28 protein-coding genes and 2 tRNA genes are annotated in these 26,732 nt (G+C 58.4%); 22 read left to right on the forward strand and 8 right to left on the reverse strand.

Annotated elements, in window-relative coordinates:
* The first annotated feature begins 87 nt into the window (after nucleotides 1-87).
* The 14 genes from KI617_RS20550 (at nucleotide 88) to KI617_RS11945 (ending at nucleotide 10,639) form a co-directional block, all read left to right on the forward strand.
* Nucleotides 88-381 carry an HNH endonuclease gene (locus KI617_RS20550; protein ID WP_226451874.1) on the forward strand — a complete coding sequence of 98 codons (294 nt, stop codon included), beginning with the start codon at nucleotides 88-90 and terminating at the stop codon, nucleotides 379-381.
* Nucleotides 374-955: an HNH endonuclease signature motif containing protein gene (locus KI617_RS11885; RefSeq protein ID WP_226446506.1), complete on the forward strand. Its 582-nt coding sequence runs from the start codon at nucleotides 374-376 to the stop codon at nucleotides 953-955. The genes KI617_RS20550 and KI617_RS11885 overlap by 8 nt, the downstream gene beginning before the upstream one ends.
* A gap of 155 nt (nucleotides 956-1,110) precedes the next feature.
* Nucleotides 1,111-1,410, forward strand: coding sequence for a hypothetical protein (locus KI617_RS11890; protein WP_226446508.1), 300 nt, complete (start codon nucleotides 1,111-1,113; stop codon nucleotides 1,408-1,410).
* On the forward strand, nucleotides 1,407-2,912 hold the full coding sequence (locus tag KI617_RS11895) for a terminase large subunit (RefSeq protein ID WP_226446510.1): 1,506 nt from the start codon (nucleotides 1,407-1,409) through the stop codon (nucleotides 2,910-2,912). The genes KI617_RS11890 and KI617_RS11895 overlap by 4 nt, the downstream gene beginning before the upstream one ends.
* Nucleotides 2,909-4,684, forward strand: coding sequence for a phage major capsid protein (locus tag KI617_RS11900; RefSeq protein ID WP_226446512.1), 1,776 nt, complete (start codon nucleotides 2,909-2,911; stop codon nucleotides 4,682-4,684). Before KI617_RS11895 ends, KI617_RS11900 begins: the two co-directional genes overlap by 4 nt.
* Nucleotides 4,685-4,728: 44 nt before the next feature.
* Nucleotides 4,729-5,943 (forward strand): phage portal protein, encoded by a 1,215-nt coding sequence (locus KI617_RS11905; protein ID WP_226446514.1) that lies wholly within the window; start codon nucleotides 4,729-4,731, stop codon nucleotides 5,941-5,943.
* Nucleotides 5,940-6,239 carry a head-tail connector protein gene (locus tag KI617_RS11910; protein WP_226446516.1) on the forward strand — a complete coding sequence of 100 codons (300 nt, stop codon included), beginning with the start codon at nucleotides 5,940-5,942 and terminating at the stop codon, nucleotides 6,237-6,239. Before KI617_RS11905 ends, KI617_RS11910 begins: the two co-directional genes overlap by 4 nt.
* Nucleotides 6,232-6,561 (forward strand): phage head closure protein, encoded by a 330-nt coding sequence (locus KI617_RS11915; RefSeq protein WP_226446518.1) that lies wholly within the window; start codon nucleotides 6,232-6,234, stop codon nucleotides 6,559-6,561. Before KI617_RS11910 ends, KI617_RS11915 begins: the two co-directional genes overlap by 8 nt.
* A 16-nt stretch (nucleotides 6,562-6,577) precedes the next feature.
* Nucleotides 6,578-6,937: a hypothetical protein gene (locus tag KI617_RS11920; RefSeq protein ID WP_226446520.1), complete on the forward strand. Its 360-nt coding sequence runs from the start codon at nucleotides 6,578-6,580 to the stop codon at nucleotides 6,935-6,937.
* Nucleotides 6,937-7,344 carry an HK97-gp10 family putative phage morphogenesis protein gene (locus KI617_RS11925; RefSeq protein WP_226446522.1) on the forward strand — a complete coding sequence of 136 codons (408 nt, stop codon included), beginning with the start codon at nucleotides 6,937-6,939 and terminating at the stop codon, nucleotides 7,342-7,344. The genes KI617_RS11920 and KI617_RS11925 overlap by 1 nt, the downstream gene beginning before the upstream one ends.
* Nucleotides 7,341-7,688 (forward strand): DUF3168 domain-containing protein, encoded by a 348-nt coding sequence (locus tag KI617_RS11930; RefSeq protein WP_226446524.1) that lies wholly within the window; start codon nucleotides 7,341-7,343, stop codon nucleotides 7,686-7,688. The genes KI617_RS11925 and KI617_RS11930 overlap by 4 nt, the downstream gene beginning before the upstream one ends.
* A gap of 4 nt (nucleotides 7,689-7,692) precedes the next feature.
* Nucleotides 7,693-7,992: a phage tail assembly chaperone family protein, TAC gene (locus KI617_RS11935; protein WP_226446526.1), complete on the forward strand. Its 300-nt coding sequence runs from the start codon at nucleotides 7,693-7,695 to the stop codon at nucleotides 7,990-7,992.
* A gap of 59 nt (nucleotides 7,993-8,051) precedes the next feature.
* Nucleotides 8,052-8,288, forward strand: coding sequence for a phage tail assembly protein T (locus KI617_RS11940; protein WP_226446528.1), 237 nt, complete (start codon nucleotides 8,052-8,054; stop codon nucleotides 8,286-8,288).
* The gene (locus tag KI617_RS11945; protein ID WP_226446530.1) at nucleotides 8,285-10,639 is read left to right on the forward strand and encodes a phage tail tape measure protein; all 2,355 of its coding nucleotides are present in this window, start codon (nucleotides 8,285-8,287) and stop codon (nucleotides 10,637-10,639) included. The genes KI617_RS11940 and KI617_RS11945 overlap by 4 nt, the downstream gene beginning before the upstream one ends.
* Nucleotides 10,640-10,694: 55 nt before the next feature.
* On the opposite strand, the gene KI617_RS11950 is transcribed toward KI617_RS11945, so the two are convergent.
* From KI617_RS11950 to KI617_RS11960, 3 genes are all read right to left on the reverse strand, one after another.
* Nucleotides 10,695-11,414: a PEP-CTERM sorting domain-containing protein gene (locus KI617_RS11950; RefSeq protein WP_226446532.1), complete on the reverse strand. Its 720-nt coding sequence runs from the start codon at nucleotides 11,412-11,414 to the stop codon at nucleotides 10,695-10,697.
* Nucleotides 11,415-11,615: 201 nt separating this feature from the next.
* Nucleotides 11,616-12,044, reverse strand: coding sequence for a hypothetical protein (locus KI617_RS11955; protein WP_226446538.1), 429 nt, complete (start codon nucleotides 12,042-12,044; stop codon nucleotides 11,616-11,618).
* 384 nt (nucleotides 12,045-12,428) lie between these two features.
* Nucleotides 12,429-12,504: transfer RNA gene (locus KI617_RS11960), tRNA-His, on the reverse strand.
* Nucleotides 12,505-12,669: 165 nt separating this feature from the next.
* Between KI617_RS11960 and tig the strand changes: the two genes are divergently transcribed.
* The 7 genes from tig to KI617_RS11995 all read left to right on the forward strand — a co-directional run bounded on the left by tig (nucleotide 12,670) and on the right by KI617_RS11995 (nucleotide 19,898).
* The gene (gene tig, locus KI617_RS11965; protein WP_226446548.1) at nucleotides 12,670-13,974 is read left to right on the forward strand and encodes a trigger factor; all 1,305 of its coding nucleotides are present in this window, start codon (nucleotides 12,670-12,672) and stop codon (nucleotides 13,972-13,974) included.
* 67 nt (nucleotides 13,975-14,041) lie between these two features.
* On the forward strand, nucleotides 14,042-14,671 hold the full coding sequence (gene clpP, locus KI617_RS11970) for an ATP-dependent Clp endopeptidase proteolytic subunit ClpP (protein ID WP_226446550.1): 630 nt from the start codon (nucleotides 14,042-14,044) through the stop codon (nucleotides 14,669-14,671).
* Nucleotides 14,672-14,685: 14 nt separating this feature from the next.
* Nucleotides 14,686-15,948 (forward strand): ATP-dependent Clp protease ATP-binding subunit ClpX, encoded by a 1,263-nt coding sequence (gene clpX, locus KI617_RS11975; RefSeq protein WP_226446552.1) that lies wholly within the window; start codon nucleotides 14,686-14,688, stop codon nucleotides 15,946-15,948.
* A gap of 67 nt (nucleotides 15,949-16,015) precedes the next feature.
* Nucleotides 16,016-18,430 (forward strand): endopeptidase La, encoded by a 2,415-nt coding sequence (gene lon / locus KI617_RS11980; protein ID WP_226446554.1) that lies wholly within the window; start codon nucleotides 16,016-16,018, stop codon nucleotides 18,428-18,430.
* Between the two features lie 163 nt (nucleotides 18,431-18,593).
* The gene (locus KI617_RS11985) at nucleotides 18,594-18,866 is read left to right on the forward strand and encodes an HU family DNA-binding protein (RefSeq protein WP_226446556.1); all 273 of its coding nucleotides are present in this window, start codon (nucleotides 18,594-18,596) and stop codon (nucleotides 18,864-18,866) included.
* Between the two features lie 9 nt (nucleotides 18,867-18,875).
* Nucleotides 18,876-18,951 (forward strand) — tRNA-Val (locus tag KI617_RS11990).
* A gap of 62 nt (nucleotides 18,952-19,013) precedes the next feature.
* On the forward strand, nucleotides 19,014-19,898 hold the full coding sequence (locus KI617_RS11995; RefSeq protein ID WP_226446558.1) for an HDOD domain-containing protein: 885 nt from the start codon (nucleotides 19,014-19,016) through the stop codon (nucleotides 19,896-19,898).
* Nucleotides 19,899-19,904: 6 nt separating this feature from the next.
* Here KI617_RS11995 and KI617_RS12000 read toward each other — a convergent pair whose 3' ends face one another.
* Nucleotides 19,905-20,669 (reverse strand): RNA methyltransferase, encoded by a 765-nt coding sequence (locus KI617_RS12000; RefSeq protein WP_226446560.1) that lies wholly within the window; start codon nucleotides 20,667-20,669, stop codon nucleotides 19,905-19,907.
* A gap of 66 nt (nucleotides 20,670-20,735) precedes the next feature.
* Between KI617_RS12000 and KI617_RS12005 the strand changes: the two genes are divergently transcribed.
* Entirely contained in the window at nucleotides 20,736-21,542 is an 807-nt protein-coding gene (locus KI617_RS12005) for an inositol monophosphatase family protein (protein ID WP_226446562.1), read from the forward strand.
* A gap of 104 nt (nucleotides 21,543-21,646) precedes the next feature.
* Here KI617_RS12005 and KI617_RS12010 read toward each other — a convergent pair whose 3' ends face one another.
* The 4 genes from KI617_RS12010 to KI617_RS12025 form a co-directional block, all read right to left on the reverse strand.
* Nucleotides 21,647-22,117 carry a PaaI family thioesterase gene (locus KI617_RS12010; protein ID WP_226446563.1) on the reverse strand — a complete coding sequence of 157 codons (471 nt, stop codon included), beginning with the start codon at nucleotides 22,115-22,117 and terminating at the stop codon, nucleotides 21,647-21,649.
* On the reverse strand, nucleotides 22,114-22,356 hold the full coding sequence (locus tag KI617_RS12015) for a PLP-dependent aminotransferase family protein (protein WP_226446565.1): 243 nt from the start codon (nucleotides 22,354-22,356) through the stop codon (nucleotides 22,114-22,116). Before KI617_RS12015 ends, KI617_RS12010 begins: the two co-directional genes overlap by 4 nt.
* Nucleotides 22,349-23,293 (reverse strand): acetylornithine transaminase, encoded by a 945-nt coding sequence (locus tag KI617_RS12020; RefSeq protein ID WP_226446567.1) that lies wholly within the window; start codon nucleotides 23,291-23,293, stop codon nucleotides 22,349-22,351. The genes KI617_RS12015 and KI617_RS12020 overlap by 8 nt, the downstream gene beginning before the upstream one ends.
* Nucleotides 23,294-23,548: 255 nt before the next feature.
* Nucleotides 23,549-26,431 carry a bifunctional diguanylate cyclase/phosphodiesterase gene (locus tag KI617_RS12025; protein ID WP_226446569.1) on the reverse strand — a complete coding sequence of 961 codons (2,883 nt, stop codon included), beginning with the start codon at nucleotides 26,429-26,431 and terminating at the stop codon, nucleotides 23,549-23,551.
* Between the last annotated feature and the right edge of the window lie 301 nt (nucleotides 26,432-26,732).

Here is a 26,732-nt window from a genome sequence, read left to right on the forward strand (position 1 = left end):
CCCTGTCCTCGACCTCGTCCGCCATTCCATAGCGAACAGCTATTGCATATGATTCGCCTATCAACTTAGGCAATGATTATGGCAAGCATGTACGGGCACCGCTGGCGTATCGCAAGGGCAAGGCACTTGGCCTTGCACCCGCTTTGCGTCTATTGCGCCGCACAGGGCTACCGCACCCCTGCAAGCGTCGTTGATCACGTAACGCCGCACCGCGGCGATAGCGCCTTGTTCTGGGCTGCCAGCAATTGGCAAAGCCTTTGCAAGACCTGCCACGACGGCGCCAAGCAAACGCTAGAGAAGTCCGGTTATCTCAAGGGATCAACCCTTGAAGGCCTGCCGTTAGACGTACGTCACCCGTGGCACAGGGGCACAGATGAATAAGAACCTTGACCCTGCCCTGGTCCGCGCCCTGTTCGACTACAAGGACGGCGTCCTTTATTGGAAAGCCCCAGCACCGAAGCGCACCCAAGCCGGCGCCGTCGCTGGTTGCCTGCATAAGCAGTCCGGCGCATGGCATATCAATTATATGGGTTCCAAATACCTGCGCAGCCGCCTTGTGTGGCTTTGGCACCATGGCGAGTTCCCGGCAAAGGCTTGGATACGCCGCCGCAATGACAACCCGACAGACGACCGTATCGAGAACCTGCACGCTCGCACGAGTTTGGAAAACACCCTTGACCTTGGCACTTACCGCGGCACCGTCCCCGGCGTTACGTGTGCTGAAAGCGGGTTCATAGCTCGCCTGAATGACCAATACATCGGCATTTATCAATCATTGGACGATGCTGAACAGGCATTCGCCCTTGCATATACCAAGCGTTACGGAACCCCGCCACCACAGGCCAAGGGGGGTGTAAATAAGTCTGCCGGATGTAGTTTCAATACATCGCCCCCGCCACCTTTTTTTATCGCAAACGGAATTTCGCCGGCAAATATTCAAGGGGCTGGCGAGTGAGAACACGTGCTGATTCCACCGGGTTTGCTGTAGAGACGGCCAAAGCTTTGACCGAGTCCCTGCCCTTGCCACCGCAAAGCCTTGAACCTCAGGCTTTGCAGTACTGGCCTGCAATCATTGGTGCTAAGCGCCTAAGCGCCTGGACTGAAACGGACTTGATCCTTGCATGCCTGCTCGCCAAGGACTTAGCCGCCCTGGAGTCACTGGCTGAAGAACTGGCCAATGATGGCCACGTCCTGACCGACAACAAGGGCAAGAAGTACGCACACCCCGCGGCCAATCTATTGGACCAAGCCACGCGGCGAACCGTGACCACCTGCCGCGCCTTGCAAATCCACGCCATTGCCACCAGTGGCAAGACCGACCACCAAGGCAAGAAGAACGAAACCGCCCGCGGCATCGCCGCCAAGATCGATGCTGCCGACGACCTTATCCCGCGTGCGAGGTTGAATTGACCCGCGGCGAACGCGTCATCCGGTTTATTGAAAAATTCTGCCGCGTGCCTGAGGGCGTGCTCGTTGGTTCGCCTATAAAGCTTGCAGACTTTCAACGCCGTTTCATTTTGGATGTGTATGACAATCCGGTAGGCACAAAGAAAGCCTACTTGAGCATTGCTCGAAAAAATGCCAAAACTGCCACAATCGCATGTCTCGTTTTGGTGCATCTAGTAGGCCCTGAAGCCCTCCAAAATTCGCAGATCGTTTCCGGCGCCATGAGCCGGGATCAAGCGGCCATCGTTTTCAACCTCACGGCGAAAATGATCAGCCTGAACCCCGACCTTGCCGACCTCGTCCGCGTTGTTGATTCCCGCAAACAGTTGTTTGGCCTGCCAATGGGCACCGAGTACCGCGCCCTTGCTGCTGAAGCTAAGAACTCACACGGCCTGTCGCCTGTATTGGCAATCCTGGACGAAGTCGGCCAAGTCCGCGGCCCGCGTTCCGAATTTGTCGACGCCATCACGACGAGCCAAGGCGCCCACGAGGCCCCGCTACTGATCGCAATCAGCACGCAGGCAGCCGACCCTGCCGACCTGTTCAGCATCTGGCTTGACGATGCCGCGGCATCGGGTGACCCGCGCATCGTGTCACACGTCTATGCAGCACCTGCTGACGCCGAGCTTGACGACCCCGCCGCCTGGAAGGCCGCTAACCCCGCCCTTGGTATCTTCCGCAGCCTTGCCGACGTGGAGCAGCAAGCCGCAGAAGCCAAGCGCATGCCGTCCGCTGAAGCCACCTTCAGAAACTTGGTATTGAACCAGCGCGTAGCCCTGACGAATCCATTCATGAGCCGCAGCACCTGGGAAGCTTGCAGCGAGCCTGCCGAGTACCTGGACGGCATGGAAGTATTCGCCGGCCTTGACCTGAGCGCCCGAACCGACCTTACCGCCCTGGTGCTGATTGGCCGTGACCCTGCCGGCCAATGGCATATCCAGCCGCATTTCTGGACGCCTGCCAATGGCTTGGCAGAGCGCGCCCGCCGTGACCGCCAGCCATACGACGTATGGGTGGAACAAGGTTTCATGCGAACGACACCCGGCGCAACCGTTGATTACGCACAAGTGGCCAAGGACATTGCCGAAATCACCGACGGCCTGAACGTTCAGGGCGTGGCCTTTGACCGGTGGCGTATCGACATCCTGAAAAAGGAATTCGACGCAATCGGCCTGACCCTGCCCCTGATCGAACACGGCCAAGGCTTCAAAGACATGAGCGTCGCATTGGACGCAGTGGAAGCCGAGTTCCTGAATGGGCGCGTTCGCCATGGCGGGCACCCAGTTTTGACCATGTGCGCAGCCGGCGCCGTCGTCGCTCGAGACCCTGCAGGGGGTCGAAAACTCGACAAAAGCAAAGCGACCAGCCGCATTGACGGAATGGTTGCCCTCGCCATGGCCTTTGGCCTTGCAAGCAAGACCCTTGAGCCGGCCCGCCAACCTGATTACCAGATGATATTCCTATGAAAAAAACTGCTTTCTGCCAGCTTCAAATTAAGTCCTTTGATGATGAAGGAATCATCCGGGGCATTGCCACGACACCGACCACGGACAGAGCCGGGGACATCGTTGAGCCCATGGGCGCAACCTTCACCCTGCCCCTGGTTCTGCTCCACGAGCACGACCGCAAGGCCCCGCTAGGCCATGTCATTGAAGCCACCGCAACCCCTGCCGGCATCGAGTTCGTTGCACGCATCGCCAAGGACGCAACTGCCGGCATTGCTGAAGTCTGGCAACAGGTCAAAGCCGGCTTGATTCCCTTCGTATCGATCGGATGCAACGTGACCGAAAGCGTGCCGATCGCCACCGGTTACCGATTCAAAAAATGGGAATGGCTGGAGCTATCGCTAACCACCGTGCCCGCCAACCCCGAAGCCGCTATCCGGCTTGTAAAAACCCAGCCTCAGGAGAAACACACCATGACCCTTGCAGAACAAATCCGCTCTTTCGAGCAACAAAAAGCCGCCGCCATTGCCAAGATGGACGGCCTCGTCACCAAGGGCGCTATGCTCCAAGGTGACGACGCAACCGCCTACGACGCCGCACAAGATGAAGTAACGCAGATCGATAAGCACCTCGCCCGCCTGCAAGCTGCCGAGCAGCGCCAAGCCCAGACCGCCGCCCCGGTCTCCAAGAGCATCGCCGCCCCGTATATCGAAGTACGCGACGCAGCACCGAAGGGCACGGACTTTGTGCGATTCACCAAGGCCCTGGCCTTGTCGCACGGCAACCCCATGCAAGCCCTGGAAATTGCCAAGGGTATGGGTTACGGCAGCCGCGTCGAAACCTGCCTGAAAGCTGCCGTTGCTTCCGGCACGACCACCAGCGCGGAATATTCCGCCTTGGTCGAACCGCAACTGATGGCCTCTGAATTTATCGAGCTGCTGCGCCCGGCCCTGATCGTCTCCAAGATGACGCAGGTTCGCAATGTTCCGATGAATATCAAATTTTCTAAGGCCACCTCTGGAACCTCCGCTAGCTGGATCGGCGAAGCCAAGCCGGCCCCGGTCACGTCCGCAGCTTTCGCCAATGTGGCCCTTGGCGAGGCAAAGCTTGGCGCCATCGCCGTGTTTTCTGAGGAACTGCTGCGCCGCTCTGAGCCGTCCGCTGAAGCCCTGGTCCGTGACGACCTGATCGCCACTTGCGCCAATGCAATCGACATCGCGTTCATTGACCAAGCGAACGCAGGCGTGGCCAACGTCAAGCCGGCTTCTATCGCCAATGCTGCGACCACCGCCGCAACGACCGGCACCACCGCAGCCGCCGTTCGTGTCGACGTGAAAGCCGCTTACGGTGCAGCCGCCGCAGCTAACCAGCCGCTTGCCTCCGCCGTCTGGGTTATGCACCCGACTACGGCACTGGCCTTGAGCATGATGCGCAACGTCAACGGCGCCCGGGAATTTGAGGGTATCGACTTTGTGACCGGTGGCACCTTCGAAGGCCTCCCGGTAATTCTCAGCACCAACGTACCGGGCACCGCTGTTGCGGGCTATGACGTGATTCTGGCCGTACAGAATGAAATCCTGCTGGCTGAAGGTGGCCTTGCAATCGACGCCTCCCGCGAAGCATCGCTTGAAATGGACTCCGCACCGGCTGGCAATGCCGCAACCCCGACCGCTGCCCAGCTTGTGAGCCTTTGGCAGAACGGCGCCGTGGCCATCAAGGCAATTCGCGGCATCACCTGGGCGCGTCGTCGTCCGACTGCCGTCTATCGCATCTCTGCAGCCAAGTACGCCTAAGCACCACCGGGGCGGACTCGTTCCGCCCCAACAAGGAACCAGCCATGAAGATTTTAGGATTCGACTTAAGTTTCAAAAAAGCCTTGCAGCCCGTTTCATCCGGGTCTAATGGCTGGTTCCCGCTCGTTCGTGAAAGCAGCCCCGGCGCGTGGCAGAACAGCACGCCAATTGAAGTAGATACAGCCCTTGCCCATTCAGCCGTTTTCGCTTGCGTCTCGCTGATCAGCAACGACATTGCAAAGCTACCCTTGCGCATCACCAAAGACATGGGCACGTATTGGGCACCGACCGCGCACGAGTACAGCGCCCTGCTCCGCAAGCCGAACCAATACCAGAACCGCGCCCAATTCATTAGCCAGTGGATCACCAGCAAGCTGCTCCACGGCAACACGTACGCCCTCAAACGTCGCAACGCCCGCGGCATTGTCATCGCCCTGCATGTCCTTGACCCGCTGAGCGTTACGCCGCTGGTCTCTGAGGATGGCGCCGTATTCTATCGGCTGAAAACTAGCCACCTCGCCACCATTGGTGACGTCGTTGTCCCGGCCCGTGAAATTATCCATGACCGGGCCATGACCCCGTTTCACCCGCTTGTAGGGGTCTCGCCCCTGGTTGCTGCCGGCCTTGCAGCAACCCAAGCCCTGAACATCCAGAATTCAAGCAGCAAGTTTTTCCAGAACGGCAGCCGGCCCGGTGGCATCTTGACTGCTCCCGGCATCATCTCGGACGACACCGCCAACCGCCTTAAAACGCACTGGGAAGCCAACTACACCGGGGACAACGCCGGCAAAACTGCCGTGCTTGGCGACGGCCTGAAATATGAAAGCATGGCGACCACAGCCACCGATGCCCAGCTAATCGAACAGCTTGCATTCAGCGCTCAGGACGTTTGCCGCGCCTTCCACGTTCCGGCCTGGAAGATCGGCGCCGGCCCTGCAGCGCCCTACACGTCATCCGAAGCAACGAACCTCCAATACCTGACCGACTGCTTGCAATCGCATATCGAGGCCCTGGAACTCTCCCTGGACGACGGCCTGGAACTACCGCCAACCCTGCGCACCGAACTGGACGAATCCAGCCTGCTACGTCTCGACACGGCAACCCGTACCACCGTCCTTGCCGCATCAATCAAAGCCGGCTTGATCACGATCAACGAAGGCCGCGCAAGCGAAGGCCGCGCCCCAGTCGCAGGCGGGGACGAGATTTTCCGCCAGATTCAGGACGTGCCACTGGCTGCACCGAAGGAGCAAGCGCAATGACCATCACCGTTGTCGACGCCCGCCGCCATCTCCGCATCGATGGAACCAATGACGACATTGAACTGTATCAACGCTTAGCCATGGCTGAAGCCCTGATTCAGGCCTATATCGGCACGCCGCCTGCCGATGCCCTGCAAGCTATCCAACGCCGCACCGACTACGCCGCCGCTCTGGACGCCGTCACCCTGCTAGTCCTGGGTGAGCTATGGATGAACCGCGAAAGCTCAACCGCTGCCCCGCTCTCTGAGCACGTGAAAACCTTGCTTCAGATGTTCCGTGAGCCGACCTGTGTCTAAGCCCCTTGCAGCCGGACGCCTCCGGCATCGCGTCCGCATTGAGTCCCCGACCCGCACGCAAGACGCGGGCGGAACCCTGGCGACCACCTGGGCACTGGTGGCAGAAGTGTATGCATCCATTGAAGCCTTGAGCGTTCGCGACTTCATTGCAGCACAGGCCGTGCAAAGCAAAGTGAGCGTGCGCATCACCATCCGCCACCTCTCCGGCCTGACCACCGACATGCGCCTGATCGGCCCTGACGGCACGATTTACAAGCCCCTGGGCTTCCTGCCTGACCCTGATTCAAACCGTGAATACCTAACCGTGCCCTGCACGACCTAACCCGAGGAATACCACCATGCCAACAAAAGACCTCTACCTGTTGCAAGGCGCAATGACCATTGTTCGTATCGGTTCGCCAATCAACCGCGTGACCAATGACGACAACAAGTTCCCGCCTTTCACGTTCCCGAAAGCGACCTCAACACAGGCCGCACTTGATGTAATCAATGCCCTGCTGACCTCCAAGGCAATTGCGCAATGGACCTTTGGCGATGATGACGGCGTAACCGCCCCGACCGTATTGGGCGCAAGCTTTGACAGACCCGCTGGCAGATCGTGGTTACCGTTCCCGGCCCGCGTATCAAACATCACTGAGCGCCTGACCGAGACCGGCCCGCAGATCACCGTTCATTTCGAAGTTCGCCCGGCTGCCTGATGCTCAAGGTTAATCAAGCCGAGCTAGCGGCCATCCTCGAACGCCTGAAAGAGACCGCCGAAAAGGTAGGTAAAAAAGGCGTTCGCACGGCTGCCCGCAAAGCGATGGTGCCGGTTCGCGATGAAGTCCGCGCCAATGCGCCGGAAGACCTGAGCGAGCCGGACGACATCCGGGTCAAGTCGTCCGTTGCCCTGGTCACCAAATGGCGGGGTAATAAGTTCGTTGCCCGTGTCGGCATCAAGGGCGGTGCCAAGAAAAATCCAAATACGCCGTTTTACTGGCGTATGCATGAATTCGGCACCAAGAACCTGCCGGCCCGCCCGTTCATGGCCCCTGCCCTGGAGAGCAACGCGCAAGAAATCCTGGACACGATTACCGAAGAACTCAGGAAGGCACTTTTTAAATGAGCCTATTCGCCCTGGTCAAAGCCGGCGCCCCTAGCCTGGGTACCAACCCCACGCGGTTTTTCGAATTCGGCACCGCGCCCGAATTGGAGCAACTCCCCTATGCAACGTGGCAGGAACTGAACGGCTCCCCGTTCAACGTCCTGGAGGGCGCCCCGAGCACCGACCACATCAAGGCGCAAATCGACGTATGGGCAGAAACCGCCGCCCAATGCCGAGCCGTTACCCGGGAAATTCGCCGGGCCATAGATTCAGCCGGCACCGTCACATTCTTTCAAAACACCTGGGACGAGCCGAGCCGGCTTTACCGGTCAACCCTGCACTACACCTACACCAAGGAGATTTAAAAAAATGAACTTAGAACAACTCCGCACCGCTGGCGCCTTCGTTTCCTCTGAGCCGGTCAAAGTCCCCGTCACCTGGAAAGATCATTCCTTTGACCTCTATGTCCGCAAGCTGGCTTTCGGCGATGCCGAGCGCCTGATGAACGACGAACAGAATTCGACCGTGGCCTTGATCGCCGCCGCCGTCCTGCTTGGCGAAGGTGCCGAACAAACGCCGATTACACGGGACGACGCCGAGCGCCTGGACGTGTCCCTGGCCGCTGCCATGCTGACCGCTATCAATCAGGTCAATGCAGTAAAAAACTAACGCCCGCTGATGAAGCCTGGATCGAAATAGCTCAGGCGATAGGCGGGACAGTTGAGGAAGTGAAACAGCGCATGACGTATTCAGAAGCGTGCTTGTGGATGGAATACCGCCGAAAGCATGGCGGCATTGGTCAAGCACGCCTTGCTTACTTACTGGCCTGCCTCGCAACGATGTTTAACCGGGCCAATGGTGGCGAAGCGCAGTTGCATGACTTCCTGCCGGGCGTGCCTGAGCAGAAGCCGGTGGAGATTATCGACGCTGAGCAAATGATGATGTTTTGGAGCAAACCCGCATGAGCGCAAACAGCCTTGGCACCCTTAGCCTGGACTTGATTGTCCAAACCGGTGGATTCGAAGCCGGCATGGATCAAGCCGCCCGCATCGCCGACCGGAAAACCCGCCAAATCGAGCAACAGGCGATTCAACGGGCCAAGGCCATTGAGCTTGCTTTTGGCAACATGGCAAGGGGCATAGCCGCCCCGCTAGCCGGCGCCGCGTCAATTGCTGGCCTTGCTTCTAGCGTCAATACGGCAGTCGATAGCCTTGCCGACCTGAAGGACATGGCAGAAAAAACCGGCGCCGCTGTCGGCAACCTGTCCGCCCTTAAGGACTTGGCCAAGATCGGAAACCACGACATGGGCGAAGTTGAGGGTGGCATCATCCGCCTGAACAAGGCCCTGCACGGCACGGACGACGAATCCAAGGGAGCCGGCAAGGCCCTTGCTGCCATGGGCTTGGACCTCAAGAAATTGCGGGACATGGACCCGGCCGAGGCCATGCTTGAGCTCGCCAAGGCGCAAGAAAACTTCGCTGATGGCGGGGGCAAGTCCGCTGCCATGATGGCGATTTTGGGCAAGAACGGCGCCGCCCTAATCCCCTACCTCAAAGACCTTGCCGAGCAAGGCCAGCTTGTTGGCAAGGTGACGACTGAGCAGGCCATTGCTGCTGACGAGTATCAGAAGAACGTCAAGAAGTTGCAATTTGCTTGGGGTGACCTGTCCAAGCAGATGGCCGTGGCCGTTGTCGGCCCTGCCAAAGATATTACCGATTGGATGGTCAAGGCTCAGAAGGAAGGCGGCGCCCTGAATGCCGTCTTTGTCGGCCTGGGAATGAGCATGGCCAAGGCCATGGGCGTGGAGATCAACCCGACCCAACGCGCCGAAAATCAGGTCAATGACCTGTTCAAGGAATTGCAGGAAAAGCGCCGCATTGCAGAGCAACAGCGTAGCGCCGGCTGGAGTGTGGGCGATTGGCTGGCAGAAGGCACGGAACGCGACATCAAGGCTATCGAGGCGAAGTTAAAGGGGGCCATTGCTTCCCGAAACCGCCTGCTCCAAAAAGCATCCGACGAGAGCGCACCGAAAAGCACCGCCCTGAATACTCAGAATTTCGGCAGCACGCCGAAAGCACCTGACACCCCTGACCCGCACGCCAACGACTACAGCAAGACCATCCAAGGCCTGAACGAGAAAATAGCCGTTCAGACTGAAGACCTGCTGAGCGTTGAAAAGCTGACGCAGGCACAGAAGGAGTACGCCAAGTTTCAAGCCGATATTTCATCCGGCGCCCTGGTCCTGACCGAATCACAGAAGCAAGTTGCCGGCGCCTATTGGGAAGTGTATCGAGCCCGCACCGCACAGAACGAGACCGACAAGGCGGACAAGAAAGCTGGCACGATGCTGGACGACTACAAGCGAGCCAATGAACTGATCACTGATCGCATCGGCCGTGAATCTGAACTGGCCACGATGTCACAGCGCAGCCTTGCCATTGCTCAGGCCCTGTACAAGGTTGAGGACGACGGCAAGGCCATTCGAGAGCGCATCATTCGTGACATTGAGGACGAGACCGCACAGAAACGCGCCTTGATTGGTGCAGAAACCGAGCTTGCCCTGCAACGAGCGCGGGTAGCCAGTGCGACCGGTAACAGCTTCGATAGCCAAAAGACTTTTGCTTTCGGCTGGAAGAAGGCTTTCAACAGCTATGCCGAGGATGCAGGCAACGCGGCCAAGCAGGCACAGGACACGTTCCAATCGGTTACCGGCGTCCTTGAAAACGCTATTGTTCAATTCACCACCACCGGCAAACTGGCCTTTAAGGATTTCGCGAAGTCCGTGCTTCAGTCCTTGGCCCAGATCGCAGCCAAGCAGGCAGCCATGGGCTTGGCCAAGTTAGCCATTGGTGCAGTCGGCAGCATGTTTGGTCCAAGCACCTCAAGCGCTGGCCCTTCTGCTGCCGCTGGGGGTGGCACATGGCTTGGAAACACGTCAAGTTACAGCCTGAACGCCAATGCAAAGGGCGGGGTCTATAGCTCCCCGAGCCTGCACCAGTACGCCAATCAAATCCACGACACGCCAAAGCTATTTCAATTCGCCAAGGGTGGCGTCTTTGCTGAAGCCGGCCCGGAAGCCATCATGCCGCTTTCCCGCGGTGCTGACGGTAAGCTTGGCGTTCGTGCTGAGGGTGGCCATGGTGACGTTTCGGTAACGAACAACATCACTATCAACAGTGACGGCAGTTCGAAGGTTGAGACGCACACCGGCAACGAGGGCAAACGCCTGGGTGACATGATGGCCAATGCGTGCCGTCAAGTGCTCGTTGAAGAAATGCGAAGCGGGGGCATGCTGAGTGCGGTAAAGGCGAGATAGCACCATGAAAAACGGGAACCGAAGTTCCCGTTTTTCTACCAGTGAAGCTGGATAGTTACCTCTTCTTACGACGAGCAACCCCAGCCAGCAACCCCAATCCCGCTAGAAGCATGGCGTAGCTCTCGGGCTCCGGAACGGCAGCGACATCACCTGAGCGAACCGCCCAACCAAACAGTAAGTTGGACTGGGTCACGTAGGTCTGCATGCCGTCGAGGGGGCGGAAGTACCAGGCATAGCCCTCCGGATCGATCGCGAACGCCGACCCGGACCAGTAGTAGTACGACTGGAGGTTGAGCACCGGCCCGACGTCGGCCTGTCCACCGGAAGTGCCGTTGCCGAACACGCCGTAATCTGGCTGGGAGGCACCGGAGGTGCTGAAGTGGCTCTTGAGGCCTAGATTGATGTGGTACATGTAGGCTAGCTCGTTCTTGGGGCTAGTGATGTTGTAGCCCCGGTCTGTGCCGCCACCGTACGAAAAGGTGTAATTCCAGTCGGCACCCACTGGGGCATTGGCGGCGAGGCGCCAGTCGCTGTAGTCCACATTGCGCGCGCTGTCGTGGAATGTCAGGTTGGCCGCCCACGTATTGGCTTCCGTCCAGGTCATGAGCCCGTCGGCATCGTAGCCGCTGGTCTTGGCATAGTTCGCGTCCTGCAGCCAAGTGATGTTAAGTACGTCGTCGTATAGCAGACCACCACCGCGATCAAACAATTCCGCCTGTGCCGAACCACTTGCCAGAACAAGTGCGACCGATGCCGCGAGTGTTAGTTTTTTCATTGATGCGCCCCAAAACGTAGATTATTTGAAACACCAGTAAAGTCTATGCGCATATAAATATACAGAATAAATATTTCAAAGCAATGCCGCGCCGTATCGTTTAAATAGTCCGAACGGACTATGCGCCTACGCAATCTTTAATACGGGACAAAAAAAGAGGCCCTGCAAGGGCCTCTAAAGCATTACAGCTTTATCGTTCTTCTAATGCTCTGCTTGAACCTTCAACCCTGATTTAATCAGCCAAAAGAAATCAGCCGGCGCCGTCAATACGTCCTCAAATTCGGATTCATCGCGCCCTTGCGCCTGTCGCCAATCGTTGCGCATGCTGGCGAACAGGGACAGGGTCAAGCGCCCTAACGTGCGTTCCCAGTCTGCCTGGGTCATAGTCGGGACGCCCTCCGCATAAAACAAATCAGGCGGTGCCTCGCAAATGGCCGCGGCATCGTCCGAGTCCAAACAATCACCGGGCCGTGACCAGATCATCAAGCGCAGGGCATCGGCGGGATTAAGGATTGAATGGGCTAGCGTCTCCTGGTTCATATCGAGGGCGAATTGCGTGTCCTCGCTATTGAGCACCGCCATTTTGAACTGCTGACCCCGCATAGCCACCCGCATTGCGTGTTTCATCATGCTGCAAACCCTCGTTTGATTGAAAGAGGGGTCAGCATATCGAGCAAAAAACGCCGTGTAAATCCTAACACTATGATTTATAACGGTATTTGTCAGGATTGCACTACACTAGACACACCTGAAAAGCATCTGAATCAACAGCTTGGCCGGCTGAATAAATATTTTCAGGTTTTGGAGTGTGTAGGGTCTATCTATAACGCATAGACCATGGGCGGTTTTCGCCCTCGCTCCCAGTACTTCAGGGCGGTGCATGTATCAAATCTCGTGCTGAATTCGATAGCTCTGCTTACCGGGCGGCTTGCTTACCATGCGCTTACCAGAGAAAGCGCAAAAGAAAAAGGCCACCGGGTTGGTGGCCTAAGTCTTTGTTTCTTCAGAGCTTTTTGGGGCGACTGATGGGGCTCGAACCCACGACAACCGGAATCACAATCCGGGACTCTACCAACTGAGCTACAGCCGCCGCTGAAGAAGGCGCGCATTGTACGAACTTCCGCTGATGCTGTCTACTTCTCGCTCAAGAAAAAGCTCACCGGCTCCAGAGAATGGCTCTAAGCATCGCGCGGAAGAGTGACCGTGATATTATTGTCAGCTTTATTTTTCGGCTCCGTAGTCACAAGGAATTCTCATGGAAGCAACTACTGCACAAGCTAACGAACTCGAACGCCGCGTCGATCTCTCCATCGCCATTGCCGATGTCGAGAAGGAAATGGAACAGCGCCTGAAGCGCATGGGCAAGAACATGAAGGTGCCAGGCTTCCGCCCGGGCAAGGTGCCGTTCAACATCGTCAAGCAGCAGTATGGCGACCAGGCTCGCCATGAAGTGCTGTCCGAAGAACTGGATCGCGTTTTCGGCGAAACCGTCACCGAAAAGAAGATGCGCGTTGCCGGCTATCCGCGCATTGAGCCGAAGACCAGCGAAAGCACCTCGCATCTCGAGTTCTCGGCCATCTTCGAGGTGTATCCGGAATTCACCCCGGGCGACCTGTCGGCCTCCGAAGTCGAGCGTCCAGTTCTTGAAGTCAGCGCCGCTGAAGTCGACAAGACCCTCGACATCCTGCGCAAGCAGCGCGTTTCCTACGCCGACGCCGACCGCGCCGCCGCCAAGGAAGACCGTGTCGTCATCGACTTCACTGGCAAGAAGGACGGTGTGCCGTTCGCTGGCGGCCAGGCCAATGATTACCCGTTCGTGCTCGGTCAAGGCATGATGCTGCCTGATTTCGAAAACGCCGTTGAAGGCGCCAAGGCTGGCGAAACCAAGACTTTCGACCTGACCTTCCCGGCTGATTACCACGCCAAGGATCTGGCTGGCCAGACAGTTCAGTTCGACATCACCGTCAAGCAGGTCCAGGCCCCGGTTCTGCCGGAACTGGATGCCGAGTTCGCTACCAGCATGGGCATCGCCGACGGCGACGTGACCAAGATGCGCGCCGAGATCGAAGCCAACCTGAAGCGCGAAGTGAAGCGTCGCATTGAAGGCAAGCTGAAGGACCAGGTCATGGAAGCCCTGCTCAAGGCCAACCCGATCACCGTACCGGTTGCTCTGGTCGACATGGAAATCCAGCGTCTGATGCAAGCTGCCCGCCAGGATATGGAACAGCGCGGCATGAAGGTCAAGGATATGCCGATCCAGCCCGAGTGGTTTGCCGACCAGGCCAAGCGCCGCGTCACCCTTGGCCTGATCCTTGCTGAAGTCGTCAAGACGGAAAAGCTTCAGGCTAACCCGGAACAGGTTCGTACGATGGTTGAAGAAACCGCCCAGAGCTACGAGCACCCGGAAGAAGTGATCCGCTGGTACTACGCTCAGCCGCAGCGTCTGCAGGAAGTCGAAGGCGTCGCCATCGAAAACAATGTGGTCGAGTGGGTGCTGAGCAAGGCCAAGGTCACCGAAAAGGCCGCAGTTTTTGATGAACTGATGGGTCAGAAGCAGTAATCCAGACCTTGTCGCGAAAGCGACAATCGTCTTGAATGTAACCAACAAGCAACAAACAAGGGCTGACATGAATATCGACAACGCAAGCAACTGGGATCCGCAGGCACTCGGCCTCGTCCCGATGGTGGTTGAACAGAGCGGACGCGGTGAGCGCGCGTACGACATCTATTCGCGCCTGCTGAAGGAACGCGTGATTTTTCTTGTCGGCCCTGTCAACGACGCCAGCGCCAACCTGGTCGTCGCCCAATTGCTGTTCCTTGAAGCGGAAAACCCGGACAAGGACATTTACTTCTACATCAACTCGCCGGGTGGCTCGGTGACGGCTGGCATGTCGATCTACGACACCATGCAGTTCATCAAGCCCGATGTATCGACACTATGTATCGGCCAAGCCGCCTCGATGGGCGCCTTCCTGCTCAACGCCGGCGCCAAGGGCAAGCGTTTCGCCCTGCCGAATTCCCGCGTGATGATTCACCAGCCGCTCGGTGGCTTCCAGGGCCAGGCCTCGGATATCGCCATCCACGCCAAGGAAATCCTGTCGATTCGCGACCGCCTGAACCGGATCATGGCCGAGCATAGTGGCCAGCCGCTGGAACGGATTGAAAAAGACACAGATCGCGACAACTTCCTTTCTGCCACTGAAGCCGCAGAATACGGTTTGATCGACAAGGTATTGACCCGCCGCGACGCGGCTTGAACGGAGAGCTAACGATGTCTAAAGGCGGCCAGGAAAAACTGCTCTACTGCTCCTTCTGCGGCAAGAGCCAGCACGAAGTCAAAAAGCTCATTGCCGGACCGTCGGTGTTCATCTGTGACGAGTGCATCTCGCTTTGCAACGACATCATCCGCGACGAGCTTCCCGAAGAAGCCGCCAAGGCTGGTCGCTCCGACCTGCCGACGCCGCGCGAAATCAGTTCCATTCTTGATCAGTATGTCATCGGACAGGAAGTCGCCAAGCGCATCCTCTCCGTCGCCGTATACAACCATTACAAGCGCCTGCGCCATACGGCCCGCAATGCCGATGACGTCGAGCTTTCGAAGAGCAATATCCTGCTGATCGGCCCGACCGGCTCTGGCAAGACGCTGCTCGCCCAGACGCTGGCTCGCCTGCTCAACGTCCCGTTCGTCATGGCCGATGCCACGACGCTGACCGAAGCCGGTTATGTCGGCGAAGATGTCGAAAACATCATCCAGAAACTGCTCCAGAAGTGCGACTACGACGTCGAAAAGGCGCAGCAGGGTATCGTTTATATCGACGAAATCGACAAAATATCCCGGAAATCCGACAATCCGTCGATCACCCGTGACGTTTCCGGTGAAGGCGTACAGCAAGCGCTGCTCAAGCTGATTGAAGGTACTACTGCTTCCATTCCTCCCCAGGGTGGCCGCAAGCACCCGAACCAGGATTTCGTTCAGGTCGATACCACCAACATCCTGTTTATCTGCGGTGGCGCTTTCGCCGGTCTGGAAAAGGTTATCCAGAACCGCTCCCAGAAGGGTGGCATCGGCTTTGGGGCTGAGGTCAAGAGCAAGGATGATGGCAAGGCCATCGGCAGGATTCTCCTTGAAGCCGAACCGGAAGATCTGATCAAGTTCGGCCTTATTCCCGAGCTGATCGGCCGCCTGCCGGTAGTTGCCACCTTGCAGGAACTGGAAGAGTCGGCACTGGTGCAGATTCTGACCGAACCGAAGAACGCGCTGATCAAGCAATACCAGAAACTCTTCTCAATGGAAGACGTGGAGCTGGAAATCCGCCCGACAGCCCTGTCGGCAATCGCCAAGAAAGCCCTGGAACGCAAGACCGGTGCCCGTGGCCTGCGCTCGATTCTGGAACATGCCCTGCTCGACACGATGTACGAACTTCCAGGTATGGAAAATGTCGAAAAGGTGGTTATCGATGAAAACATGATCAGCGGCGACACCCCGCCCCTGCTCATTTACGCTGACCAGCCCAAGGTTTCCGGCTCGAACTGAGCCGGGACTTGAATTGCGGTTCCCCGCCCCCACTTAGGGGGCACATACCTATTTCAAAGGCATCGTAATGTCGAACCCCAACACGCTCCCGGAAACCGTCGAACTGCCGCTGCTGCCGCTGCGCGACGTGGTCGTTTTCCCGCACATGGTCATCCCGCTGTTCGTCGGCCGCCCCAAGTCGATCAAGGCGCTCGAAATGGCCATGGAAGCCGGCAAGAATATCCTGCTGGTCGCCCAGAAATCGGCTGCCAAGGACGAACCGGAGCCGGAAGATCTTTACCGCATCGGCTGCCTGGCCAACATCCTGCAGATGCTCAAGCTGCCCGACGGCACCGTCAAGGTGCTGGTCGAAGGCACGCAGCGCGCCCGCGTCGAAGCCATCGAGGTGCAATCCTCGGTCTTCATGGCCACCGCCGTTCCGCTCGTCCAACCCGGCGTTGAAGACCACGAAATCGAGGCCATGCGCCGTGCCGTGGTTGCCCAGTTCGACCAGTTCGTCAAACTGAATAAAAAAATCCCGCCGGAAGTGTTGTCCTCCATCGCCGGGATCGAGGATGCCGGTCGCCTGGCCGACACCATAGCCGCTCACCTGCCGCTCAAGCTGGAGCAAAAGCAGGAAGTGCTGGAGATGGAAAGCATCCGCGAGCGTATCGACCGCCTGCTCTCCCAGCTCGAAGCTGAAATCGACATCCTGCAGGTCGAGAAGCGCATCCGTGGCCGCGTCAAGCGCCAGATGGAAAAGAGCCAGCGCGAGTACTACCTGAACGAACAGGTCAAGGCCATTCAAAAGGAACTCGGCGAAGGCGAAGAAGGTGCCGATCTCGAAGAGCTGGACAAGAAGATCAAAGCGGCCGGCATGAGCAAGGAAGGCCAAGCCAAGGCCGAGGGCGAGTTGAAAAAACTTCGCCTGATGTCGCCGATGTCGGCCGAAGCCACGGTCGTCCGCAACTTCATCGAAACACTGATCGGACTGCCGTGGCGCAAGAAGACGCGTATCAGCAAGGATCTGCGTGAAGCCGAGAAGGTGCTTGATCAGGACCATTACGGCCTGGACAAGGTCAAGGAACGCATCGTCGAATATCTTGCCGTGCAGCAGCGCGTCGACAAGGTCAAGGCACCGATTCTCTGCTTAGTTGGCCCTCCTGGCGTTGGCAAGACCTCGCTTGGCCAATCCATCGCCAAGGCGACGAACCGCAAGTTCGTGCGCATGGCCTTGGGTGGTGTGCGCGATGAAGCCGAAATCCGTGGTCACCGCCGGACCTATATCGGCTCGATGCCGGGCAAGATTCTGCAAAGCCTGACCAAGGTTGGGGTACGCAATCCGCTCTTCCTGCTCGATGAAGTGGACAAGCTCGGCCAGGACTTCCGTGGCGACCCTTCTTCCGCGCTGCTCGAAGTACTCGACCCGGAACAGAACCACACCTTCCAGGACCATTACGTCGAGGTCGATTTTGACCTTTCCGACGTCATGTTCGTCGCTACCGCGAACACCCTGAACATTCCTGCCCCATTGCTCGACCGGATGGAAGTCATCCGCCTGTCCGGCTACACAGAAGACGAGAAGGTCAATATCGCCATGCGCTATCTGCTGCCCAAGCAGATCAAGAACAATGGCCTGAAGAAAACCGAAATTTCCGTTGCCGACAGTGCAGTACGCGACATCGTCCGCTACTACACCCGTGAAGCCGGTGTCCGGGCGCTGGAACGCGAAATCTCAAAGATCTGCCGCAAGGTGGTCAAGACCTTGGTGCTGAAGAAGCGTGACTCGAAGATCTTGGTCAACGCCAAGAACCTCGACAAATTCCTCGGTGTTCAGCGTTATAGCTATGGCATGGCCGAAAAGGAAAACCAGGTCGGTCAAGTCACCGGTCTGGCCTGGACGGAAGTTGGCGGTGAACTGCTGACCATCGAATGTGCCAACATGCCGGGCAAGGGCAATATCCTGCGTACTGGTTCGCTCGGTGACGTGATGAAGGAATCGGTCGAAGCCGCCCGCTCCGTTGTCCGTGCTCGTTCGCGCCGCCTTGGTATCAAGGATGAGGCCTTCGAGAAGACCGACATCCACATCCACGTTCCGGAAGGCGCAACGCCGAAGGATGGCCCGTCCGCCGGCATCGCCATGACCACGGCGCTGGTCTCCTCCTACACCGGCATCCCGGTCCGCTGCGATGTCTGCATGACCGGCGAGATCACCCTGCGCGGCGAAGTGCTGGCCATCGGTGGTCTCAAGGAAAAACTCCTGGCGGCCGTACGTGGTGGCTTGAAGATCGCCTTGATTCCGGAAGAGAACGTCAAGGACCTCACCGAGATCCCTGACAACATCAAAAACAAGATAGAAATCATCCCGGTCAAGTGGATTGATCAAGTACTGGAACGCGCGCTGGAACACAAGCCAGAGGCCCTTCCTGAGCAAGCTGATGCCAATTCCGGCACACCAGCGTCAACCGAGGCCGCAGGGGCTACAACACTGCTTACTCATTGATTTTGAAGGAAAGGATGCCGACGTACTATCTCCGGCAACCTTTCCTCTCTGATCGAAGCCCGTCGATTGCCCGAAAATCCGCTTGACACAAGGATTTCGGCGGAGATATAAATCCGTCCTCACGAATTTCAACCACACCAATTTGATCCATTAGGGGACCTAAATGAACAAGACTGATCTGATCGATTCCATCGCTTCCGAAGCTGATATTTCCAAGGCTGCTGCCGGTCGCGCACTGGATGCCGCCGTTGAAGCCATCAAGGGTGCACTCAAGGCCGGCGACAGCGTCAGCCTGATCGGTTTCGGCACCTTCTACGTTGGCGAGCGCGCTGCCCGCACCGGTCGCAACCCGCGTACCGGCAAGACCCTCGAAATCAAGGCCGCCAAGCAGCCGAAATTCCGTCCGGGCAAGGGCCTGAAGGATGCTTGCAACTAATCGTTGCCCGGGCGCTTAGCTCAGTTGGCAGAGCGTCTGCCTTACACGCAGAATGTCGGCGGTTCGACCCCGTCAGCGCCCACCAAATCTCTGTCTAGAGAAGATGACCCCGCCCACAAGGCGGGGTTTTTGTTGAATAATGCAGCCATGAAGACTGCTGATCTCCCTGCTCCCAACGATCCGGACAAGAAAGGCGATGCCCTGAAGGCACAGCGCTTTCAGATGTTGGCCGATATCGCCAAGGAACTCTCTGGCGAGGTGGTTTTTCCAACTTATTTCGATGCTGTACTACGTCTGCGCAAAGCTCTGCAGGATCGTGATCAGAGCATCGCCAACATTGCCCATGCGGTTTCAGTAGAGCCGCTGATTTCAGCCAAACTGCTTCATCTGGCCAATTCCGTCGCCTTCAACCCGCAGGGAAATGAGGTGGTCGACCTTAAATCAGCCATCGTCCGCCTCGGACTCAACGCAGTGCGCACGGCTGCGCTCTCGATTGTGATGACCCAGTTGATGCGCGCCAAAGGCATGGCCGAGTTTTCAGAAATCACCCATGGCCTCTGGGAGCATTCAATCCAGACCTCTGCCGCAGCCTGTGTCATCGCCAGGCAGATGACCCGCATGAACGCAGACGAAGCCATGCTGGCCGGGCTGATTCATGACCTGGGTGCGTTCTATATGCTCTATCGGGCTACCCAGTACGAAGAGCTTCGCCATCGCCCGGAGAGCATCAAGTACCTGATCGTCAATTGGCATGAAAGCATTGGCGTTTCTTTGCTTAACGCCTTGGGACTACCGGCGGAAATCGTCGAGGCCACGGCTGACCACGATCACATGCGGCCAACACCGACAGCGACCAAAACCCTGTCAGATGTCATCTATGTGGCCAACATGCTCTGTGGTGGGCATTTCGAATGGCTGATGCAGGATCAACCGGAGCTGACTTCCGAACTCGCAACGCTGGAAGAAGAATACGGCCATCTACGGCCGGAAATCGAAGCCTTGACGGCAGAAATGCGCGACAGCTTCAGCTGATTGCGCTCAGCCCTTGCGACCGTGGCCGGTCTTTACCTGAGTCGAGGCCAGGATGCCACGCAGGATATTGATCTCATCCTTCTCCAGGCGGACTCGGCCGAACAAGCGGCGCAGTTTCGGGAACAAGCGCCCCGGCTGCTCGGGGTTGTAGAAACCACTATCGGTCATGATCGTTTCAAGGTGACCATAAAGCCCCTCGATCTCGTCGTGCGTCGCCACCGGTGAGGCGAAAGGCGTCACCCCCGGCACCACCACGGGTGGCTGCTCCAGGAATGCGGCCATCCGGCACTCGTAGCACAGCACCTGAACGGCTGAACCAAGATTGAGCGAACTAAAATCCGGGTTGGTCGGGATCGTCACCGCCGCCTGGCAATGCAGGATTTCTTCGTTGGTCAGACCGACAGTCTCGTTGCCGAAAACCAGCGCCACATCGCTCCCGGCGGCAGCCTCGGCAATCAGTCGGGCCACCGTCTCGCGCGGCGCCCCGAGAACCGGACCGATGTCACGCTGCCGCGCCGACAGCGCAACGGCAAAGGCAGTCCCGGCCAGCGCTTCCTTCAGGGAAGTGGTGACGGTGGCTTGCGCCAGCACATCAACAGCGCCGGTTGCCCGCGTATCCGCCTCGGGATCGGGAAACTGCTTCGGGGACACCAGATACAGATTGGACAACCCCATGGTCTTCATGGCCCTTGCTGCTGCACCGATATTGCCCGGGTGGCTCGGACGGCACAGGACGACTCTGATACGCGACAGCAGGACTTCTGGGTTCATGGTGTAAAATTCGTTCTTTCAAATATATATCGGGTGGCACTGGCCGCCCGTTAGCTCTTTAAGCCCATGCATCCAGCTCTGAATATCGCCATCAAGGCAGCGCGTCGCGCCGGCCAGATCATCAATCGCGCTTCGAACGACCTCGACTTGCTCAAGGTGACCGCCAAGCAGCCCAACGATTTCGTGACCGAGGTCGACAAGGCTGCCGAAGCCGCGATCATCCAAACCCTGCAGGAGGCCTATCCGAATTACGGCATTCTAGCAGAGGAGTCTGGCGAGGCCGCCGGCAAGGGCGATGGGGAATACCAGTGGATCATCGATCCGCTCGACGGCACCACCAACTTTATTCACGGCATGCCGCAATATGCAGTTTCGATCGCCCTCGCTAAGGGCGGCATTGTCGAACAGGCCGTCGTCTTCGATCCAAACCGCAACGAACTCTTCACCGCCAGCAAGGGCGGCGGCGCCTTCCTCAATGAGCGCCGTATTCGCGTCTCGCGCCGCACCCGCCTCGGTGAATCGCTGATTGGTACCGGCTTCCCGTACCGGATGTTCGACAAGATCGATCTCTACCTGTCCATCTTCAAGGAACTGGCCGAGAAGACCGCCGGCCAGCGCCGCCCCGGTGCTGCCTCCCTCGATCTGGCCTATGTCGCCTGCGGCCGTTACGACGGCTTCTGGGAATTCGGCCTGTCCCCGTGGGACATGGCAGCCGGTGCGCTGCTCATCTCCGAAGCCGGCGGCCTGGTCAGCGACCTGCGCGGCGACGCCAACTATCTAGAAACCGGCAATCTGGTTGCCGGCACGCCGAAGGTTTTCGGGCCGCTGCTCAAGATCATCCAGGACAAGTTGCCGGAAAGCGTTCGCGGCTAATTCGGCCGGAAGCCAAGGAAAAAGCGCCTCAGGGCGCTTTTTTTACGACTTTGACGCAAGCGGTGAGCGGCTTACTGCAGCCCCCTTGCCTGCCCGCTGAGCCATCAAGTAGCTGCGACGTTCTTGATCACCGCGATCGGCGCCGTCGCGCTGGCCTGCAGCTTGCCGCTGGTATCGCGCAGGACGGCGCGGGCGTTGATCAGCATCCGGCCAGCCTTTTCCAGTTCTGCCTCGACGAACAGTTCGCCGGCCAGCACCGGGCGGAAATAATTGGTCGTCTGCGACACGGTGGTCACCGAAGATTCAGCCGAAACTTGCGAGAAGGCAGCGAAGACCATGCCGAAATCGAGCATGGCCGAGATGATGCCGCCCTGCACGAAACCGTTGCCCTGCGTGAAGGGCGCTCCGACCACGTAGCCCATGCATACCCGGCCCTCGCTGGCCGACACGATGCGCATGCCGAGGGCGATGGCCAGCGGATTGGTGTCCACCGCCACGTCGGCCAGCCCTTCATCGATCACCCGGCGGACGATGGCGCGCTCCGGGTGCTGCCGCATCTCGCCGCTGCCGCTCATTTGGCAAGCAGGACGTCGAGCATGCCGATCATCTGATCGATCTCGGCTTCGCTGACGTTGAGCGCCGGCATGAAACGCAGCAGGTTCGGGCGCGGGGCGTTGAGCAGCAGGCCAACCGGCGCCTGGGTCAGTGCCTTCTGGACGATTTCCGGGCCGCGCTCGTCGTCGAGGATCAAGGCACGCAGCAGACCTGAACCGCGTTCGCCCTGCAGGCCGTGCTTGGCCGACAACTCACGCACGCTGGCTCAGGTATTGCCCCTTGGCCGCCACGTCAGCCAGGAAACCCGCTTCCAGCATGCGCTTGACGACCGCGACACCGACCGCCGCCATCAACGGGTTGCCGTTGTAGGTGCCGCCCTGGTCGCCCGGCACGAAGCAGCAGATGGCCTCGCGGGCGAGCAGCGCGGCCAGCGGCACACCGCCGCCAATACCTTTGCCGAGGGTCATGATATCCGGCGCGATGCCGGCATGTTCGTGGGCGAACAGCTTGCCGGTACGGCCGACACCGGTCTGCACTTCGTCGACGATGAGCAGGATGCCGCGCTGTTCGGTCAGCGCGCGCAGTGCCATGAGGAAATCGAGGTCGGCGGGAATGACGCCGCCCTCGCCCTGCACCGGTTCGAGCATGACCGCCACCGTCTTCGGGCCGATCAGCGCTTCGACCGAGGCGATGTCGTTATAGACCGCCTTCGGGAAGCCGGAGACCTGCGGGGCGAACAGCGTATCCCAGCCTGCCTTGCCGGAAGCCGACATGGTGGCCAGCGTGCGGCCGTGGAAGGAATGACCAAAGGTGATGATCTCGAAGGCACCTTCGCGGTTCAGTTGCCCCCATTTGCGGGCCAGCTTGATCGCCCCCTCGTTGGCCTCGGCCCCGGTATTGGCGAAGAAGACCCGGTCGAAGCAGGAATTGGCGGTGAGCAGGCCGGCCAATTCGACCATCGGGCCATTGTAGAAGGCCGGGCTGGGATTGAGCAACTTGCCGGCCTGCGCGGTCAGCGCAGCGGTGATTTCTGGCGGGCAGTGGCCGAGACAGTTGACCGCCCAGCCCTGGATGAAGTCGAGATAGCGCTTGCCCCGATGGTCAGTTAGCCACGATCCTTCGCCACTCTCAAAGACGAGATCGGGACGGTTGGTGATGGTCATCAGGGAATCGGTCGAATAAGCGCCGTATTGCATGAAAGGCTCCGAAGTTAAGCGGGGAAAACTGAAGTATAAGTTGGTCATGCGGCTGTGATTATTTCGCCGCCACATTTTCCGGCCAGGCGACCAGGCCTGCTTCGCAGAAGGGCGCGCCCTGCGCCTCTTCGCCACCGAAAATGATTGCACGGATGGGTGCCCACCGTCCGGGTAAAGCTCCCGGAGCGGAAGTGAAGTTCAGTTTCCTCGGCTGATGCCTGCCAGACGTCGCCAGAGTCAAGACTGACTATTGCGTCATGCCCGCCGAGCGGCGACAAGATCGGGAATCTGCCCGGCCGGCACGCCGGGACTGCAATAGAAACCCTGGTATTCGTCGCAATGATGGCTACGCAGGAATTCGAGTTGCTCAACGGTTTCAACACCCTCGGCAATCACTTTGCGCTCCAACTCCATCGCGATGCCAATCACCATGCGGACGATCGCTGCATCGTTGTCGCTACGCCCAAGATCACGGACAAACGAACGGTCGATCTTGATCTTGTCGATCGGGAATCGCTTCAGGTAGGACAGGCTGGAATAACCCGTCCCAAAATCATCAATCGACAGTCCAACCCCCAGCGCCTTGAGCTCTTCCATGATGCGAATCACTCTTTCCGGATCCTCAATGATGACGCTTTCGGTAATTTCCAGCTCAAGATAGCGCGCTTCCAGGCCGGAGCTCTGCAGCGCCTGCGACACCAGGGCAACAATATCAGCACCATGAAACTGGACCGCTGACAGGTTGACGGCCACTACCTTGGGCGCCATCCCGGCATCCTGCCACGCCTTGTTTTGCCGGCACGCCTCTTCCAGCACCCAGGAGCCAATCGGCAGGATCAGCCGGCTCTCTTCGGCAAGGGGGATGAACCTCACCGGCGAAACCATGCCCAGCTCCGGGTGTTGCCAGCGGAGCAGACACTCGAAACCGATGATTTCGCCGGTATTGATATCGACCTGAGGCTGGTAATGCAGCAGCAGTTCATTGCGCGAGAGAGCCCAACGCAAATCACTCTCCAGACGCAGACGTTCTGCCATGCGAACATTCATGTCAGCGGAGAAGAAGCGGAAGATATTTTGCCCCGCGTCCTTGGCATGATGCAGCGCATTGTCGGCATTTCGCAACAGGGTTGCCACATCGTGGCCATCGCTGCCCAGCAGACAAATACCGGCCGAAGCCGTGGTCACGACATCACTTCCTTCAATCATCACCGGCTTGGCAATCGCATCCAGCAGCTTGCGGGCAACCACTTCCGCCAGAATGGGACGTGTGCCCTGAGCCAGCAGAACGCCAAACTGATCACCGCCCAAACGACCAAGGAAATCGCCATCGCGAAGTATTTTTCGCAAGCGCACGCTGATCCGGCGCAGCACGGCATCGCCAGCGGCATGACCAAAGGCATCGTTCACCCGGCTCAACTGATCAAGATCAATAAGGATCAGCGCCCCCTCCCTTGCCGCCGCCAGCCACTCGCCCATGATCCGGGAAAACCCCTGACGATTGGGCAATTCGGTCAGCTGATCGACGTGGGTCAGCGACTCGATGCGCGCCTCGGCTGCCTTGCGCTCGCTGAGATCGGTCACGAATACTGCCCAGTTGACGACCTCGCCGGCATCATTGCGAATTGAAGTGACGTTGCAAAAGATCGGAAGCAAACTTCCATCCTTGCGTACCGCTCTCATCTCACCCCGCCAGCCCCCCTGCTCCTCAAGCATCAGCACCATGCCATCAAGCGAAGCCTTGTCCTGAAAACTCTCGAGCATGAAGCGCGGCTGTTGGCCCCGAAGATCATCCAGGTTATAGCCGCTGATCGTCGTTACCGCCTTGTTCAGCGTAAGCACCCGACGCTCAGCATCAAGGATCAATACCGCATCATTGGCATGATCGAAGAAGTGGGCAATCAGGCGCTGCCGCTCCTCGGCCTCGTAGCGGTCCGTCATGTCCCATGCCACGCCAGCCAGGCCTCTTGGCTGACCATCGTCGCGATAGACCGGCACGCGAAGGAACTCGAACGGCGACAACTTGCCACGCAGATTCAGCCAGACGACCTCGCGCACCGGCTCCCCCCTACGATAGACCTCAAGCTGGCCGGCGCGCAGCACCTTGGCCTCTTCCGCCGGGAATAGCTCATCAACGGTATGACCAATAACCTGATCCATCGGCAAGCCCTTGTAGTGACAAAAGGCTTCATTGACCGCCAGATAATGGCCTTCGTTATCCAGCAGCCAGGCTGGATCGGGAATCGAATCGAGCAAGGCCCGGCTTTCGCGGGATTTGTCGGCAAAATCCTTGGCCAGTTTTTCGGCCAGCGCCTCAGCCTGGCGATACCCCATGACCCAGGAGCGCATCAACGCAATCAGCGCGGCCACCAGCATGACACCCAAAAGCGCATAAACCAGCGCCCGGCGCTGCCATTCGGCCAGCACCTCGGCTTCGGCCAAGCCCACCGTCACGACAAAGGGAAAGCCTTCGACAGCGCGAAAAACGAATATCCGTTTCACACCATCCAGGCCACTCGCACCATGAAAACTGCCCGTAGTTTCCCCTGCCTGCAAATTTGGAAGAATCGGATTGTCAGGCAGTTGGCGACCTTGCCAGCCGGGCAACTCAGGCCAACGAGCAAACAACGCCAGATCCCGACTCCACAGCGCAATAACGCCGTGCGGACCGACATCCAGGGCATGGTAGTAACGTTCGAAATAATCGGCGCGCAATGTAGCCAACACGATGCCAGCAAAGTTTCCGGCGCTGTCCTGCAAGCGACGGGCAAAGACAATCACCACCTCGTTCGTCACGCGAGAAACCAGCGGCGGGGAAATCACCAGCCCGGCATTAGCATCATCGCGGAGACGAATGAAATACGGACGGTCAGCAATATTGACATCAGCCAATGTTCCGCTGGCATCGTAGAGATAGCGACCTTCAGCATCGGCAACCCGAAAGCTGCGCACTTCTGGAAAATGGACAAGATAGCGCTTCAACTCGGATTCCAGGCGCGCACGCGGTGTACGGTCGACCACATCCTGTTGAAAATGCTGCACGAAATCCGAGAGATGAAAATCGACCTTGCTCGCCGCTCCCTGAAGATGGCTCTCCAGCAATTTTCCCAGCGTTTGGCCGATATGTTCGGCTGCCTGCAATTCTCGTTCGCGCGATTGATGAAGATCTTTAGCGACCCATCCGAACAGGGATAGACATAGGAGCGCAACCAGCAGCACACCAGAATGCAAAGAAAAATTCGCCGCCATCTCCCCCCCTGATTGAGCTTAAGCACTCATTTTTTCAGTCTACCACGCGAAACTTGGGTATCCAGGCGAATAAATCACGTTTGCATCGCTTGACGAGACAGTGTCTGAGCCGATGTTACCAATCGCCTGGACAGCCCTGCCCGCAGCGAGCCGGGCAGCACACCATCGAAAAAGGTAGGTGAAATGGCGGGTA

It is taken from the genome of Ferribacterium limneticum (assembly GCF_020510625.1).
Classification (GTDB): domain Bacteria; phylum Pseudomonadota; class Gammaproteobacteria; order Burkholderiales; family Rhodocyclaceae; genus Azonexus; species Azonexus limneticus_A.

Excerpts from the sequence above, each read along its gene's own strand:
- clpP (WP_226446550.1), top strand. The coding sequence starts at position 14,042 with ATGAATATCGACAACGCAAGCAACTGGGATCCGCAGGCACTCGGCCTC.
- KI617_RS11925 (WP_226446522.1), top strand. The coding sequence starts at position 6,937 with ATGCTCAAGGTTAATCAAGCCGAGCTAGCGGCCATCCTCGAACGCCTG.
- KI617_RS11935 (WP_226446526.1), top strand. The coding sequence starts at position 7,693 with ATGAACTTAGAACAACTCCGCACCGCTGGCGCCTTCGTTTCCTCTGAG.
- KI617_RS12020 (WP_226446567.1), bottom strand. The coding sequence starts at position 23,293 with ATGCAATACGGCGCTTATTCGACCGATTCCCTGATGACCATCACCAAC.
- KI617_RS11905 (WP_226446514.1), top strand. The coding sequence starts at position 4,729 with ATGAAGATTTTAGGATTCGACTTAAGTTTCAAAAAAGCCTTGCAGCCC.
- clpX (WP_226446552.1), top strand. The coding sequence starts at position 14,686 with ATGTCTAAAGGCGGCCAGGAAAAACTGCTCTACTGCTCCTTCTGCGGC.
- lon (WP_226446554.1), top strand. The coding sequence starts at position 16,016 with ATGTCGAACCCCAACACGCTCCCGGAAACCGTCGAACTGCCGCTGCTG.
- KI617_RS11885 (WP_226446506.1), top strand. The coding sequence starts at position 374 with ATGAATAAGAACCTTGACCCTGCCCTGGTCCGCGCCCTGTTCGACTAC.
- KI617_RS11910 (WP_226446516.1), top strand. The coding sequence starts at position 5,940 with ATGACCATCACCGTTGTCGACGCCCGCCGCCATCTCCGCATCGATGGA.
- KI617_RS12005 (WP_226446562.1), top strand. The coding sequence starts at position 20,736 with ATGCATCCAGCTCTGAATATCGCCATCAAGGCAGCGCGTCGCGCCGGC.
- KI617_RS11995 (WP_226446558.1), top strand. The coding sequence starts at position 19,014 with ATGAAGACTGCTGATCTCCCTGCTCCCAACGATCCGGACAAGAAAGGC.
- KI617_RS11945 (WP_226446530.1), top strand. The coding sequence starts at position 8,285 with ATGAGCGCAAACAGCCTTGGCACCCTTAGCCTGGACTTGATTGTCCAA.
- KI617_RS12010 (WP_226446563.1), bottom strand. The coding sequence starts at position 22,117 with ATGAGCGGCAGCGGCGAGATGCGGCAGCACCCGGAGCGCGCCATCGTC.
- KI617_RS11920 (WP_226446520.1), top strand. The coding sequence starts at position 6,578 with ATGCCAACAAAAGACCTCTACCTGTTGCAAGGCGCAATGACCATTGTT.
- KI617_RS20550 (WP_226451874.1), top strand. The coding sequence starts at position 88 with ATGTACGGGCACCGCTGGCGTATCGCAAGGGCAAGGCACTTGGCCTTG.
- tig (WP_226446548.1), top strand. The coding sequence starts at position 12,670 with ATGGAAGCAACTACTGCACAAGCTAACGAACTCGAACGCCGCGTCGAT.
- KI617_RS11900 (WP_226446512.1), top strand. The coding sequence starts at position 2,909 with ATGAAAAAAACTGCTTTCTGCCAGCTTCAAATTAAGTCCTTTGATGAT.
- KI617_RS11930 (WP_226446524.1), top strand. The coding sequence starts at position 7,341 with ATGAGCCTATTCGCCCTGGTCAAAGCCGGCGCCCCTAGCCTGGGTACC.
- KI617_RS11985 (WP_226446556.1), top strand. The coding sequence starts at position 18,594 with ATGAACAAGACTGATCTGATCGATTCCATCGCTTCCGAAGCTGATATT.
- KI617_RS11955 (WP_226446538.1), bottom strand. The coding sequence starts at position 12,044 with ATGATGAAACACGCAATGCGGGTGGCTATGCGGGGTCAGCAGTTCAAA.
- KI617_RS11950 (WP_226446532.1), bottom strand. The coding sequence starts at position 11,414 with ATGAAAAAACTAACACTCGCGGCATCGGTCGCACTTGTTCTGGCAAGT.
- KI617_RS12000 (WP_226446560.1), bottom strand. The coding sequence starts at position 20,669 with ATGAACCCAGAAGTCCTGCTGTCGCGTATCAGAGTCGTCCTGTGCCGT.